This window comes from Vreelandella sulfidaeris Esulfide1 (genome assembly GCF_054072535.1).
Genome location: NZ_CM133364.1, coordinates 3,605,645 through 3,618,750, shown reverse-complemented (window position 1 = coordinate 3,618,750; position 13,106 = coordinate 3,605,645). Strand labels below are relative to the sequence as shown.

Genomic DNA, 13,106 nt, shown 5'->3' with positions numbered 1-13,106 from the left:
GAACGCTTGAAAATCGTTATCTGATGGTTGCGCGATAGCAGGCGACCAGCTAGGTTTGAAACAGGTGGTATGATACGTATACAGCTAGACGATAAGTTATGCTGGCTGTCGCCGCTTACATAATAACCAAAACATCACAATAAACCGCAGAAAATCACAAAAACCAACAACAAATCCAATGGTTGTGAGGAGTACACGATGAGCCATAAACGCCAACACCACCGCAATATGCCTTACCTGCTGACTGCCACACTTATCGCTGGCGGTCTCTCAGTGACTGGTGCTGTGCATGCGCAAGAAGAACTCAACTTCGCCCACGTCTACGAGACGTCTGAGCCCTACCATGAATGGGCACTGTGGGCAGCAGATGAAATTGAGGAACGTACCGACGGCCGTTACTCAATCAGTGTTCACGCGGCATCGTCGCTGGGTAAGGAGTCGGATATTAACGAAGGTCTGCAACTTGGCACGGTTGATCTGATCTACACCGGCAACCAATTCGCCGGTCGTTTCTACGGCCCGGTGGGCATCGCTGGCGCGCCTTATATGTTCCGTGATTTTGATCATTGGCAGGCCTACGCAGACAGTGATCTGTTCGAGGAAATCGCCCAGGGCTACCAGGATGAAACCGGTAACGTACCGCTAGCCATGAATTACTATGGTCGTCGCCACGTGACCTCCAACGAACCGATCAATACGCCGGAGGATATGCAGGACCTGAAAATCCGTACGCCGAACGCGCCGATGTACATGATGTTCCCCGAAGCGGTGGGGGCCAACCCAACACCGATCGCTTTCTCCGAAGTTTATCTAGCACTGCAGCAAGGTGTGGTGGATGCCCAAGAGAATCCGCTGCCGACCATTCGCGCCAAGGCGTTTCATGAGGTGCAGGACTATATCAACCTGACCGGGCACATCACCGATTCGTTGATCACTATCGCCGGTGGGCCGCTATGGAATCGGCTCTCTGAAGAAGACCGCGAGATTTTCCGTGAGGTCTACACCGAAGCTGGCGAGCGTATCACCCAGGATATCCTGGCATCCGAGGAGGAGTTGGTGGCTTGGTTCGAAGAACAGGGCGTGACGGTCAATGAAGTGGATATTGAACCCTTCCGCGAGGCCACAATACCTGCCCATAACGGCGAGGCCGCGACCTGGGACCAGGAAACCTATGATCGCCTGCAGGCCATCGGACAATAACGCTGGGAGGCCGGTCCTTCTAAGGCCTCTTCTTATCCTGACGCTGCTTTCGTAGGCCACGACTCGCCCCACCCTCAGTTTGGGTGGGGCGACTGGGAACCTTCTATGAACCAACACGATGCCACTAACGAGACCAGCTTCGCTGGCCTCGACGACGACTCCTTCGATATCCATGAGTACGCCATTGAGGATTTCCTAACACTGGGAATTTTCTGGCTTCTCGCTCTGGATGTCTTTCTACAGTTCTTTAGTCGCTATGTGCTCGGCAATTCCATCGCCTGGACTGAAGAGATGGCGCGCTACCTGCTAGTGATGGTGGGCTTTCTGGGTAGCACCATGGCCGTGCGCAAGGGGTCGCACATTGCCGTGGAATTCTTCTATCGCTACATGCCGATGTGGCTTGGGCGGTTGATGGCGACGCTAGTGGATCTGATTAATATCGCCTTTTTCTCCATCATGATCTGGATCACCTACAAGCTGGCCGATCGTACCAGTGCGATGATGGTGTCGGTGGACATTCCTAAAAGCTGGCTCTACTACCTGGTTATGTTGGGCTTCATCTTGATGCTGGTGAGAGGTGTTCAGGTAGCGATTCGACACTGGCGCACGGGATCTCATGAGCTGCTTAATAGCCAAGAATAAATCAGCCAAGAATAAATCGTCAAAACGATAGTCTCCCGGAGATCACACCCATGCCCAACATTTTGTCCATGCGGCGCAGTGGCGCCATGGTTGCGCCGCTGATCGCGGCGGTCGCGATACTTGGCTGCATAGCGCTGGCCGTGACACAACACTACCTACTGTTTCTGTTCGCGGCGCTGTTCACGCTATTGGTAATGGGGGTGCCTATCGCCATTAGCCTCGCTGGTTCATGCCTGCTCTATATACTGCTGACCGGCAGAGTGCCCGATGTCGTGGTAGTGCACCGTATGATTAATGGCATCGATAGTTTTCCGCTGCTGGCGATTCCGTTCTTCATTCTTGCCGGTAACCTAATGAACAACGGCGGTATTACCTCGCGTATCTTCGATTTTGCCAAGGCGCTGATGGGTTGGATGCGCGGCGGCCTGGGGCACGTCAATGTGGGCGCTAGTATTGTCTTTTCCGGTATGTCTGGCGCAGCGGTAGCCGATGCTGGTGGGCTTGGTACCATCGAAATCAAAGCCATGAAAGATGCCGGTTACGACGAAGAGTTTTCGGTCGGTATCACCGCGGCGTCTTCGACTATCGGCCCCATCATTCCGCCTAGCCTGCCGATGGTGATATACGGCGTGATGGCGTCGGTTTCAGTGGGCCAGCTGTTTGTTGCAGGCTTGGTGCCTGGTCTATTGATGGGCCTAGTGCTGATGGCAATGATCACGATCATTTCTCGGCGGCGCGGTTACACCCGTGACGCGGTGTTCTCACTCCCGGTGCTCGGCTATACCTTCAAGCGTGCCTTTCTATCGCTTCTAACCCCGGTCATTATCGTCGGCGGTATCATGAGCGGCGCCTTTACGCCCACAGAAGCGGCCATCGCTGCGGTGGTGTACGCGCTGGTATTGGGTGGCGTCGTCTATCGCAGCCTGACTTGGCGCCGCTTGCTCAAGGTCAGCATGGAAACCATCGAGACCACGGCGGTCATCCTGCTCATCGTTGCCGGTGCCTCTATATTTGCCTGGATACTCACCAGCAACCAGGTCACGCAACACGTGGTGACTCTGCTCGGGCCATTCGCTGACAACCCAATCGCCACGCTGATCATCATAAATTTGGTGCTGATTGTGGTGGGCTGCTTTATGGAGACCATCGCGGCGATCACCATCTTGGTGCCGGTGTTATTGCCCGTAGCGGTCACTGCCGGTGTCGATCCGGTTCACTTCGGTGTGATCATGGTGCTCAACCTGATGATTGGTTTGTTAACTCCACCAGTGGGGATGGTGCTTTATGTGCTGTCACGGGTCTCCGGCATCTCTTTCGAGAAGTGCATGCGCGGCACGCTGCCGTTTCTGGTGCCGCTGGTGATCGCGCTGTTGTTGGTCACTTTCATACCGGCCATCTCGCTGTGGCTGCCCACGCTGCTTTACCGTTGAGAGGAAAGATCAACTTATGACTGATCCCAAGCAGGATTTTAGCGTCGATCGAGAGGATCTGGAACGCTTTATGGGCGCAGCGCTAGCAGTGGCGGGCGCTGACCAGGCGTCAGCAGAGGCAGTAACCCGCGCGCTGGTCACCGCCTCACGAATGGGTACCGATAGCCACGGGCTACGCTTGCTGCCCCACTATTTACAGGCGCTCAAGGGCGGGCGCATCAAGGGCGCTCCTAACATGGTTTTTCATCAGCGCTTAGCGGCTACGGGCTTTTTAGATGCCGATGATGGTTTGGGGCACTTGGCGGGTTATTCAGCGATGGAGCACGCCTTGGCGATGGCGGAGGAAGTCGGTATGGGGGCTGTTGCGGTGGGTAATTCATCCCACTTTGGGGCGGCAGGGTGCTATGCATTAGCGGCAGCGGAGCGCGGGTATCTCGGTATGGCGTTCTGTAACTCGGACCCCTTTGTGCTGTTACACGATGGCGCTAAACCCTTTCACGGCACCAATCCTATCGCTTTTGCGGCGCCTGTCGCGGGCGAACAGCCTTACCTGCTGGATATGGCCACTAGCTCGGTTCCTTGGAATCGCGTTCAGCAGTACGGTGCCATTGGCCGCGAGCTGCCGGATCAAGTCGCGGCCAATGCTGCCGGTGAGGTGAGCCGAAATCCTAGTGAGATCGCCGCGCTGTTGCCATTGGGCGGCAGTGACTTTGGTTTTAAAGGCGCGGGACTGGGCGGCATGGTTGAGGTGCTGAGTTCGACGCTGTCGGGCATGCAACACGGCTTTAAGCTGCTTCCCATGGGCGGGCCGGATATGTCGACACCACGCGGCGTCGGGCATTTTTTCCTCGCCATGAAACCTGATGCGTTTGTAGAGGAGGGCACGTTTGCCAAGGGGATGGCTGACTACTTAGCTGATCTACGTGCTCAGCCCGCTTCCCCCAATGCCAGGGTAATGGCGCCGGGGGACCGGGAGTGGCGCTGCCAGGCCAAACGCGATGCAGAGGGGATCCCGCTCGATTCTGCTAATCAATTGGCCTATGTCGAGATCGCTGAAAAGTATCAGATAGCGCCGCTCACTCGACTCGATTGAAGGGTTGGATGAAGGATATTGATAAGAAATGCAGTAAAATGGCGGCCAATTTCAGGTTAACTAAGGGTGACTGCCTATGAGCAGATACCGGATCGAGCGTAAAACGCTATCCGAACAGGTCGCCGAACAGCTCGAAGCGGAGATTCTCGAGGGGCGGCTGAGTGAAAATGATCAACTGCCGTCAGAAAGAGAGTTGATGGAACAGTTTGGTGTCGGCAGGCCGGCGGTACGTGAAGCGCTGTTTCACCTCCAACAGCTTGGCTTGATTGCCATTAATAGCGGTACTCGCGCGAGGGTTATTCGCCCTACTGCCGAGGCGGTGATGGCGCGGCTTTCCGGGGTCACCCGGCAACTGCTTTCTAAACCCGATGGTCAGCAGTACTTCCAGGAAGCGCGTGCTATGTTCGAGATATCGCTGGCGCGCTATGCCGCGCGCAGTGCCAGTGAAGAAGACCTAGCGCGGCTGCGTCTGGCGCTTGCCGACAATCGAGACGCGATCGGCGACGAGGCGCGCTTCAAACGCTCCGACAATGACTTCCACGGGGTGCTGGCAAGCATCGGCCAAAACCCGATTTTCGATGCCATCCATGTGGCGCTTTCGGAGTGGCTGGATGATCGACGTGCCCAGGTGCTGCAACAGAAAGACGAGGGCAGGGCCGCCACCGCCGCGCACACCGAAATTGTCGAAGCCATTGAGTCACGTGACCCGGACGCTGCTGAAGCGGCGATGCGACGTCATCTGGACCGTCACTATGGCACCTACATGCAGCTCAAGCAGCGCCTCGCGCCGGCGCCCGAGTGATCCGTGGTGTTGTGAGGCTATAGCGACACGCCACGCTTCCAGGGAATGAAGTCGTACTGGGCAAGCGACACCGCACGCGGCCGGTAACGCCCGGACGCTGTCTCAATGCACATCTCGAGCAAGCGATCGGCCAGCGCGCCGATCTCTACCTCACCGCGAATGATTGGACCGGCATCGAAGTCGATGACGTCGCTCATGCGCGTGGCAAGCGTGCTGTTGCTGGCGATCTTAAGTACTGGCGTGACCGGGTTGCCCGTCGGTGTGCCAAGCCCCGTGGTAAACATGATCAGGTTGGCGCCGGAACCGGCAAGTGCAGTAGTGGACTCGACGTCATTGCCTGGGGTGCACAGCAGGCTCAGCCCTGCGCGGGTCTGTGGCTCGGTGTAGTCGAGCACATCGACCACTGGGCTATCACCGCCTTTCTTGGCTGCTCCCGCGGATTTCATGGCATCGGTTATCAAGCCATCACGAATGTTGCCGGGCGACGGGTTCATCGAGAAATCCGCGCCAACTAGCGCCGCGTGACGCTGATAAGCCGCCATCAGCTCGCTGAAGCGCTCGGCCACGGCATCGTCACTGCAGCGGGCGATTAGCTCGTGCTCCACGCCACACAGTTCCGGAAATTCGCTGAGGATACCGCTGCCGCCCAGCGCCACTAAGCGGTCGATCACCGCGCCGACCAGCGGGTTGGCCGAAAGCCCCGAAAAGCCATCCGAGCCACCGCATTCCACGCCGATCCTGAGCTTCGATAGCGGCGCGGGCGTGCGTTCTACTTGGTTGGCCATGGCCAGCCCGTCGAAGATGGTGGTCAGCGATTCGCGTATCAGCGCTTGCTCGCTGAGACTTGCCTGTTGCTCAAGATAGTGGACAGGACGGAGCCCCTTGGGGTCGCGCGCCTCTACCGCTGCCTTGATCATGTCGATCTGCGCTTTCTGGCAGCCAAGGCTCAGTACCGTCGCGCCAGCCACATTGGGGTGGCAGATATACCCGGCAAGTAGTTGGCAGAGCGCCTGGGCATCGTCGTCCGTGCCGCCGCAGCCGAGGGTATGGGTTAGAAACCGTACGCCGTCGACATTGGGAAACAGGCGTTCACGGAGGGGCGGTGACGGCTCGCCGGCATCGCCATGCAGCAGTTCACGGGCAAGCTGCTTGTAGTCGCGGAAAGGGTCTTCGCCCAGGGCGTCGGCAACGCACTGGCGCAGCACCTCAATGTTACGGTTCTCACAGAACACCAGTGGAACGACAAGCCATACGTTGGCGGTGCCGACTTGGCCGTCAGGGCGGTGATAACCATCGAAGGTAGCACCCTGAAAATGCGCAACGTCAGGCGCCTGCCAGTTGCCGCGTTTCGCCTGAGGTGTGGTGCTGGCAGTGCTGTGCTCGATATTGTCGGTAGTGATGGCGGCCCCTTGGGCGATGGGACGGGTCGCGCGGCCTACGGTGACCCCGTACATGATCACGGTATCGCCGGGTTCAAAGGCTGCAAGCGTGAATTTGTGCTTGTGGCGGATCGCCTCGGTGAGGGTGATGTGTTGGCCGTTGTCGATGATAAGGGTGCCTGCGGGCAGATCCTTCAGGGCAACACGAACATTGTCGGCGGCATGCACGCGCAGAGTATCCAGCTGGCCGCTGTCACTGGCAATGGTCTGGTTCATGACGAGGCTCCTGGTGTGGGTTGTCTAGGGGATTGTCGAGTTCGATCATCGCCTTGACCACGCCGGTGGCTGGCGTGCACCAAGCGGGCATGTGCTCGGGCACATCGGCCAGTTCTGCACGGTGGGTGATCATCGCATCAGCCTTTAGGCGACCGCTTTCCATCAGTTGGATTACTTGGTCGAAGTCGGCGCGAGTGGCGTTACGACTAGCCAGCAGGGTTAGCTCCTTGCGGTGAAAGTCGGGATCGCTAAAGCTGATGTCGGCCTTGACGATACTCACCAATACGTAGCGCCCGGCGTGCCCCACCAGGTCAAACCCGGCCTGCATTGCGGCGGGATTGCCGGTGGCATCGAACACCACATCGGCGAGCTCGCCGTCGCTCAAGCCCTTCAGGGCGGTGTCGATATCATCCTCGTTGGGGTTCAAGGTCAGTGTGATACCAAGCTTTTCACGACAGAACGCCAGCCGCTCAGGATTGGTGTCGATCACTACCACCTGGGCTCCGCGCTCACGAGCGATTTGAGCCACCCCCATGCCGATGGGCCCGGCGCCGCACACTACAGCGAGTTCGCCAGTGGCAAGTTCGCTGCGGTGCACCGCATGGGCGCCAATGGCCATGCACTCGACCAGCGCCAGCTGATCAAGTGCAAGGGTATCGGACACTACTAAATGATCGAGGGGCACCGCCAGGGTGTCGCACATACCGCCATCACGGTGGACGCCAATCACCTGCATCCGCTGGCAGCAATTGGTGCGCCCGTGGCGACAGGCGCGGCATTCACCGCAGTGCAGATAGGGAATCACGTAGGCGCGCTTCCCGACCAGGTCGGGATCACCCTCGCTACCCACCTCGACGATCTCGCCGGCTAGTTCATGGCCGAGTACGCGAGGATAGCTAAAGTAGGGTTGATTACCGCCATAGGCGTGAATATCGGTACCACACACCCCAATACGGCGAATACGTAGCAGCGCTTCTTCCGCGCCACAGCTCGGGGAATCACGCTGCTCTAGTGTCATGTGACCCGGTTCAGCACATACGACGGTTCGCATCTCGCTCTCCTGGCTCAGCGCTTCTGGTCGGCAACGACGGTCTGGTGCTGCTCGCCAAGCCCTTCAATACCGAGGCGCATGCGCTGGCCCGGCTTGAGGTAAACCGGCGGTTGTTGACCCATGCCGACACCGGGCGGTGTGCCGGTGGAGATCACATCGCCCGGCTGCAGGCTCATGAAGCGGCTCAGGTAGCTGATCAGAAAGGGGATTTGATAAACCATGGTACGGGTGTTGCCATCCTGGTAGCGCTTGCCATCCACCTCAAGCCACATGTCGAGCTGATGAGGGTCGGCTACCTCGTCCGGGGTGACCAGCCAGGGGCCCAGCGGGCCGAAGGTATCGCAGCCCTTGCCCTTGTCCCAGGTACCGCTGCGTTCGAGCTGGAACTCACGCTCGGAGACATCGTTGACCACGCAGAAACCAGCGACATGCTGCATAGCATCGGCTTCGTCGATGTAGCGTCCGGCCTTGCCGATCACCACGCCAAGCTCTACTTCCCAGTCGGTCTTCTTTGAGTTGCGGGGAATGATGACGTCGTCATTCGGGCCGCAGATGGCGCTGGTCCATTTGTTGAAGATCACCGGCTCCGGGGGAACCTGTGCGCCAGTCTCGGCGGCATGGTCGGAGTAGTTCAGGCCAATGCAGATGAACTTGCCCACGCCCGCCACACAGGGGGCGATGCGGGTGTCAGCGGGCACCTCTGGCAGGCTTTCAGCATCCAGTGCCGCCAGCCCTTCGAGGATGCGACGGTCAAGGTATTCACCGGCCAGGTCGGTGACATGGGCTGAGAGGTCGCGGATTATCCCGTTGTTATCTAACAGCCCGGGCTTTTCATGGCTGTGCGGGCCAAAGCGTAGCAGTTTCATCAGTCGGTTCCTTGGTTGTCTTGTATTTCGACGTGCATGGGATCAGATCAGCCAGCCACCATCGATGATCTGGGCGGTACCGGTGGTGTAAGCGGACTCATCGGCGGCCAGATAGGTGGCAAGGGCGGCTATTTCTTCCGGGCTGCCCAGGCGCCCCTGAGGCTGCCTGGCGATAAACTCGGCGTAGACATCGTCTTCGTTTCGTCCCTGCCGTTTGGCTTGTTCACTAATGCGCTGGCGCAGCGAGGGCGAGTCCACGGTGCCGGGACAGATGGCGTTGCAGCGAATTCCCTGGCTGATGTAGTCGGCAGCCACCGACTTGGTCAGGCCGAGCACCGCGGCCTTGGTGGTGCCGTAGGCGCAGCGGTTAGGGACGCCTTTAAGGCTCGATGCTACTGAGGCCATATTGATGATGCTGCCGCCGTTATTGTCGAGCATGGCCGGCAGCAAGGCGCGAATCAGGCGCATCATCGCCATTACATTGAGTGACAGCGACAGCTCCCAGTCTTCGTCGCTGCCATCCAGCAGCGAACCGTTGGCCACGTAGCCGGCGCAGTTGAAGAGGATGTCGACGGCGCCAATCTCGTGCGCCAGCGCCTCGATGGCGGCGGTGTCCAGCACATCGAGCCGGCGTGCGGTGATGCCAGGGGTATCGGCCAGTTCGGCCAAGCTCTGGGTGTTGATATCGGTAGCAATGACCTGCGCGCCTTCAGCGGCGAAGCGCAAGGCGGTGGCCCGACCAATCCCCTGGCCTGCGGCGGTGATCAAGGCCGTCTTGTTGTTGAGTCGCATGGCGGTTCCCGGTGCTCTTGTTATTGATCAGGTACTGTTATTGATCAGGAAATGTTGTTGATCCGATGATGACGCGCGACAAGCATGAAACATCATATGGTATGACAGGATGCTAGGGTGATGTTTAGCTGAGTATGGCCTAGTTGTTGGGAGTTGCCAACATTGTGTGAGGCACTATGGTGATGCGCTATGAAACGCAAAAAGGAGCGACCGAAGCCGTCCCTTATGCGTACCGGATAACGAAAGTTTAGAGTGCGTCGATGGGGGCTCTCGTTGCTAGCGTTGCAAAAACCTTCAGTTGCCACGCACGGCGGTGAGATCAGGTAGCCAGGTCACAATACCGGGAAATGCGATCAGGATGACCAGCACCACCAGCAAGGTGGCGTAGTAGGGCAGCATGGCTTTCACTAGTTGCTCCATTGAGACTTTGCCGACCCCGCAGCCAACGTAAAGGCAGGTGCCCACGGGCGGCGTCAAAAGGCCAATGCCAAGAATAAAGGCCATCAATACACCAAAGTAGACCGGGTCGACGCCGACCGACGTCACAATGGGGGTCAGCATCGGCGCCATAATCACCATGGCAGGCGTCAAATCCATCACAAACCCTACCAGCAGCAGTAAGCCCGCAACGATTAACAGTAGCAGGAACGGGTCTTGGGTGATCGCCTGCACTTGGGTAACCAGCGTTTGAGGCACCATATTAATGGTCAAAAACCAGGCGATAACGGTGGCAAAGGCCAGTAGCAGCAAGACCATACCGGTTAAGCGGGCAGTACGGATCAGCATTCCCCAGAGCGCAGTGATCTTAAATTCGCGGTAAACGACTAGAGAGATAAACAGCGAATAAAGCAGTGCCGCCACGGCGGCTTCGGTGGCGGTAAAAACGCCGCCGATGATACCGCCGATGACGATCACTGGGAGTACCAGCGCAAGCCAAGCGGCTTTAAACGCTTGCCACAATACATCAAAGCGGAACTTACGGGTCTGACCGGCATGGCCGATGGTGGCCATAATGAAGGTTGTTGCCATTAGACCAAAACCGATCAGGATGCCTGGCACAATGCCGGCAATGAACAAGCGACTAATCGATGTCTCGGTCACAATGCCAAAAAGAATCAGTGGGATTGAGGGCGGAATAATAATGCCGATGACCGACGAAACAGTATTGATCGCCGTCGCCTGGGGTGCCGTGTAGCCCTGCTTGGTCATGGAGGGAATCATCATCGCCCCAGTCGCGGCGGTGTCTGCCACGGCCGAACCGCTAATGCCACCGAAGAACATCGAACCGGTAATCGCCACCTGGCCCAGACCGCCGCGCACGAAGCCTACCAAGGCGCCCGCCAGCTCCATCAGCCGGCGGGCGATGCCACCGTTGCTCATCACTTCACCGACCAGAATAAAGAACGGAATCGCCAGCAGCGGAAAACTATTGACCCCGCGAATCGACTGCTCAATCAGAATCGATAACGGAATATCAGAGAGCAACGCCATTACCACGGCGGCAATGCCCAGGCCAAAGGCAATGGGTAGGCCAAGTGCCAGCGAGGCAAAAAGAATACCTAGGAAGATCCATAGCATGATCTAGCGGCCTCCATCGGCGTTCGGTGTCACATGGGGTGAACGTATTTGTTGAATGCTCTGCCAGGCACGCCAAATAGCCACAGCCGCAATAAAGCACGCGCAGAGAACGAAGGAAACGTTGACGAGGTTCCAGGGCACATTAAGTATCGCGGTGCGGCTTGTTGCACGGGACATCACGATAAAACCACCCCAGATGATGACGCCCATTAACACAGTAATAATGATGTGTTGAAGCAAATACAGCATATGGGCGGCCCGCGGCTTGAGTCGGCGAACCAGAATGTCCACGGCGATATGCTCATAGCGGGCGAAAGCCGCCGCAGCACCAATAAAAATTAGCCAGATAAACAGCATGCGGGCCAGCTCATCGGCCCAGGGCACTGAGTTATTGAAAAGGGCGCGGCCGACCACATTGGCCGACACCGAGACGATTAGCGCCACCAGCAGTGCCGCTATCACGTGCTCCATGGCCAACGTTAACCAACGAAACACAACAGGGCCGCGGCGCTGTTCGGTGTCAATCTCCAGCGGCTGGCGCTGGGGATCCTCAAAAAAAGACGCGGTATCAGGGAGTTGCGTGTCGGGTGTGGTCATGGGTTCTCCCCAAAGACGAGTGACGAGAAGGCAAGAGGCGCTTGCCTCTTGCCTGATTTAGTCAACGAAAGCTAAGTAGCCGAAAGCCGAACAGCTGCTGCGTGCTGCTTATTCCGTTTTAGATGATTCAGCAATCTGTTGGAATTCAGCCACTAAGTCTTCGCCAATGCGTGGGGCCCACTCGTCGTAAACCGGCTGCACTGCCTCTTGGAAGGCGGCAATCTGCTCGTCATCAAGACGGGTAATTTGCATGCCTCGCTCTTCAAGTTGCTCACGCGCCCAGTCGTCATACTCAGCTGAAAGCTGGATTTCGTAATCCGCTGCCTGCAGGGCGGCTTCCTGTACAAGCTCCTGATACTCGGGGGCGAGGCTATCCCAGGTACGTTCAGAGATCATCTTGATAAAGGGCGTATAAACATGCCGTGTTTCGGAGCCGTAGTCCTGAACCTCATAGAAGTTGGAGGTTAGAATGGTACTCCAGGGGTTTTCCTGGCCATCGACGACACCTTGTTCCATGGCAGAAAACAGCTCACCAAATGCCATTGGGGTTGGGTTAGCACCGAGTGCTTCCCAAATGGCCAAGTGCACCGGGTTTTCCATGGTACGAATCGACAGGCCGCGAACATCCATGCCCGCCACATCTTCTGGCGAAGTGACTTCCCTGACGCTATTGGAGAGCTGGCGGAAGCCGTTTTCAGAGAACGCCAGGGCTTTCAGGCCAGTACCGTCAAACGCGTCGAGCATCTCCTGGGCGGCATCGCTGCGCATGGCTTCAATGGCCGCTTCCCGGGTGGGTAACAGGAAGGGTAAGTCGAAAACAGCCAGCTCTTCGACGTAGCCGGTCGCGGGGGAGGAAGAGGGGTACGTCATATCCAGCGTGCCGGTCTGCAGCATTTCCATCATCTGCACATCGTCGCCGAGCTGGCTGTTGGGGAAGATGTGAACGTTGATGCGCCCTTCGGTGCGATGGTTAAGAATGTCCGCAAAATATCGGCTAGAAATGTATTGTGGCGAGCTTTCAGCCAAACCAAGCCCCATTCGTAAGGTGACACTGCCGTGGTCTTCTACGGTGGCGCCGTCAATCTCGGGGGGATCGGATAGATCAGGCGTTTGTGCATAAACCATACCTGAGCTGAACAGCGTGGCGCCGGTCACTAACAGGGTACGCTTCAAAAGATAATGCATAGTCGTCACTCTCCTGGCGTGCTGCAGGCTGCTTTGAAGAGTATCTTCCAAGCGAGCTACAGCGTGGTTGCTATTGTTGTTGTGTAAGCAGTACTCAATAAAGAAATGAGCACCACAAGCCTTAGATGAATGTCTAACGTTTTCGCTGTATGTTCAACATATACTTTTGTATGTATCGACGTCGAAGTTGAGACAGCGTAACGTCGTGACCAATC

At 57.4% G+C, this 13,106-nt stretch carries 12 protein-coding genes; 5 read left to right on the top strand and 7 right to left on the bottom strand.

Features of this window, described 5'->3' with window-relative positions:
- Window positions 1–198 precede the first annotated feature (198 nt).
- The 5 genes from ACW44H_RS16840 (at window position 199) to nanR (ending at window position 5,167) form a co-directional block, all read left to right on the top strand.
- Window positions 199–1,200 (top strand): sialic acid TRAP transporter substrate-binding protein SiaP, encoded by a 1,002-nt coding sequence (locus ACW44H_RS16840; protein WP_113269407.1) that lies wholly within the window; start codon window positions 199–201, stop codon window positions 1,198–1,200.
- Window positions 1,201–1,305: 105 nt separating this feature from the next.
- A complete protein-coding gene (locus ACW44H_RS16835; RefSeq protein ID WP_457505686.1) occupies window positions 1,306–1,842 on the top strand; it encodes a TRAP transporter small permease in 537 nt (178 codons plus the stop codon).
- Window positions 1,843–1,892: 50 nt separating this feature from the next.
- Window positions 1,893–3,272 carry a TRAP transporter large permease gene (locus tag ACW44H_RS16830; RefSeq protein WP_113269409.1) on the top strand — a complete coding sequence of 460 codons (1,380 nt, stop codon included), beginning with the start codon at window positions 1,893–1,895 and terminating at the stop codon, window positions 3,270–3,272.
- Window positions 3,273–3,288: 16 nt separating this feature from the next.
- A complete protein-coding gene (locus ACW44H_RS16825) occupies window positions 3,289–4,365 on the top strand; it encodes an Ldh family oxidoreductase (RefSeq protein WP_457505685.1) in 1,077 nt (358 codons plus the stop codon).
- A gap of 76 nt (window positions 4,366–4,441) precedes the next feature.
- Complete coding sequence (gene nanR / locus ACW44H_RS16820; RefSeq protein ID WP_457505684.1) at window positions 4,442–5,167, top strand: transcriptional regulator NanR; 726 nt, start codon at window positions 4,442–4,444, stop codon at window positions 5,165–5,167.
- 17 nt (window positions 5,168–5,184) lie between these two features.
- On the opposite strand, the gene ACW44H_RS16815 is transcribed toward nanR, so the two are convergent.
- The 7 genes from ACW44H_RS16815 to ACW44H_RS16785 form a co-directional block, all read right to left on the bottom strand.
- Entirely contained in the window at window positions 5,185–6,822 is a 1,638-nt protein-coding gene (locus tag ACW44H_RS16815; RefSeq protein ID WP_457505683.1) for a UxaA family hydrolase, read from the bottom strand.
- Window positions 6,800–7,873 (bottom strand): zinc-binding alcohol dehydrogenase family protein, encoded by a 1,074-nt coding sequence (locus ACW44H_RS16810; RefSeq protein ID WP_457505682.1) that lies wholly within the window; start codon window positions 7,871–7,873, stop codon window positions 6,800–6,802. Before ACW44H_RS16810 ends, ACW44H_RS16815 begins: the two co-directional genes overlap by 23 nt.
- 14 nt (window positions 7,874–7,887) lie before the next feature.
- The gene (locus ACW44H_RS16805; protein ID WP_457505681.1) at window positions 7,888–8,739 is read right to left on the bottom strand and encodes a fumarylacetoacetate hydrolase family protein; all 852 of its coding nucleotides are present in this window, start codon (window positions 8,737–8,739) and stop codon (window positions 7,888–7,890) included.
- A 42-nt stretch (window positions 8,740–8,781) separates the two neighbouring features.
- The gene (locus ACW44H_RS16800; RefSeq protein WP_457505680.1) at window positions 8,782–9,531 is read right to left on the bottom strand and encodes an SDR family oxidoreductase; all 750 of its coding nucleotides are present in this window, start codon (window positions 9,529–9,531) and stop codon (window positions 8,782–8,784) included.
- Between the two features lie 294 nt (window positions 9,532–9,825).
- The gene (locus ACW44H_RS16795; RefSeq protein ID WP_457505679.1) at window positions 9,826–11,109 is read right to left on the bottom strand and encodes a TRAP transporter large permease; all 1,284 of its coding nucleotides are present in this window, start codon (window positions 11,107–11,109) and stop codon (window positions 9,826–9,828) included.
- Between the two features lie 3 nt (window positions 11,110–11,112).
- Complete coding sequence (locus ACW44H_RS16790; RefSeq protein WP_113269417.1) at window positions 11,113–11,706, bottom strand: TRAP transporter small permease; 594 nt, start codon at window positions 11,704–11,706, stop codon at window positions 11,113–11,115.
- A 108-nt stretch (window positions 11,707–11,814) separates the two neighbouring features.
- On the bottom strand, window positions 11,815–12,891 hold the full coding sequence (locus tag ACW44H_RS16785; protein WP_457505678.1) for a TRAP transporter substrate-binding protein: 1,077 nt from the start codon (window positions 12,889–12,891) through the stop codon (window positions 11,815–11,817).
- Window positions 12,892–13,106: the final 215 nt, after the last annotated feature.

What these genes read in the sequence shown, in the direction of transcription:
- ACW44H_RS16840 (WP_113269407.1), top strand. Translation starts at nt 199, where the DNA reads ATGAGCCATAAACGCCAACACCACCGCAATATGCCTTACCTGCTGACT.
- ACW44H_RS16835 (WP_457505686.1), top strand. Translation starts at nt 1,306, where the DNA reads ATGAACCAACACGATGCCACTAACGAGACCAGCTTCGCTGGCCTCGAC.
- ACW44H_RS16830 (WP_113269409.1), top strand. Translation starts at nt 1,893, where the DNA reads ATGCCCAACATTTTGTCCATGCGGCGCAGTGGCGCCATGGTTGCGCCG.
- ACW44H_RS16825 (WP_457505685.1), top strand. Translation starts at nt 3,289, where the DNA reads ATGACTGATCCCAAGCAGGATTTTAGCGTCGATCGAGAGGATCTGGAA.
- nanR (WP_457505684.1), top strand. Translation starts at nt 4,442, where the DNA reads ATGAGCAGATACCGGATCGAGCGTAAAACGCTATCCGAACAGGTCGCC.
- ACW44H_RS16815 (WP_457505683.1), bottom strand. Translation starts at nt 6,822, where the DNA reads ATGAACCAGACCATTGCCAGTGACAGCGGCCAGCTGGATACTCTGCGC.
- ACW44H_RS16810 (WP_457505682.1), bottom strand. Translation starts at nt 7,873, where the DNA reads ATGCGAACCGTCGTATGTGCTGAACCGGGTCACATGACACTAGAGCAG.
- ACW44H_RS16805 (WP_457505681.1), bottom strand. Translation starts at nt 8,739, where the DNA reads ATGAAACTGCTACGCTTTGGCCCGCACAGCCATGAAAAGCCCGGGCTG.
- ACW44H_RS16800 (WP_457505680.1), bottom strand. Translation starts at nt 9,531, where the DNA reads ATGCGACTCAACAACAAGACGGCCTTGATCACCGCCGCAGGCCAGGGG.
- ACW44H_RS16795 (WP_457505679.1), bottom strand. Translation starts at nt 11,109, where the DNA reads ATGCTATGGATCTTCCTAGGTATTCTTTTTGCCTCGCTGGCACTTGGC.
- ACW44H_RS16790 (WP_113269417.1), bottom strand. Translation starts at nt 11,706, where the DNA reads ATGACCACACCCGACACGCAACTCCCTGATACCGCGTCTTTTTTTGAG.
- ACW44H_RS16785 (WP_457505678.1), bottom strand. Translation starts at nt 12,891, where the DNA reads ATGCATTATCTTTTGAAGCGTACCCTGTTAGTGACCGGCGCCACGCTG.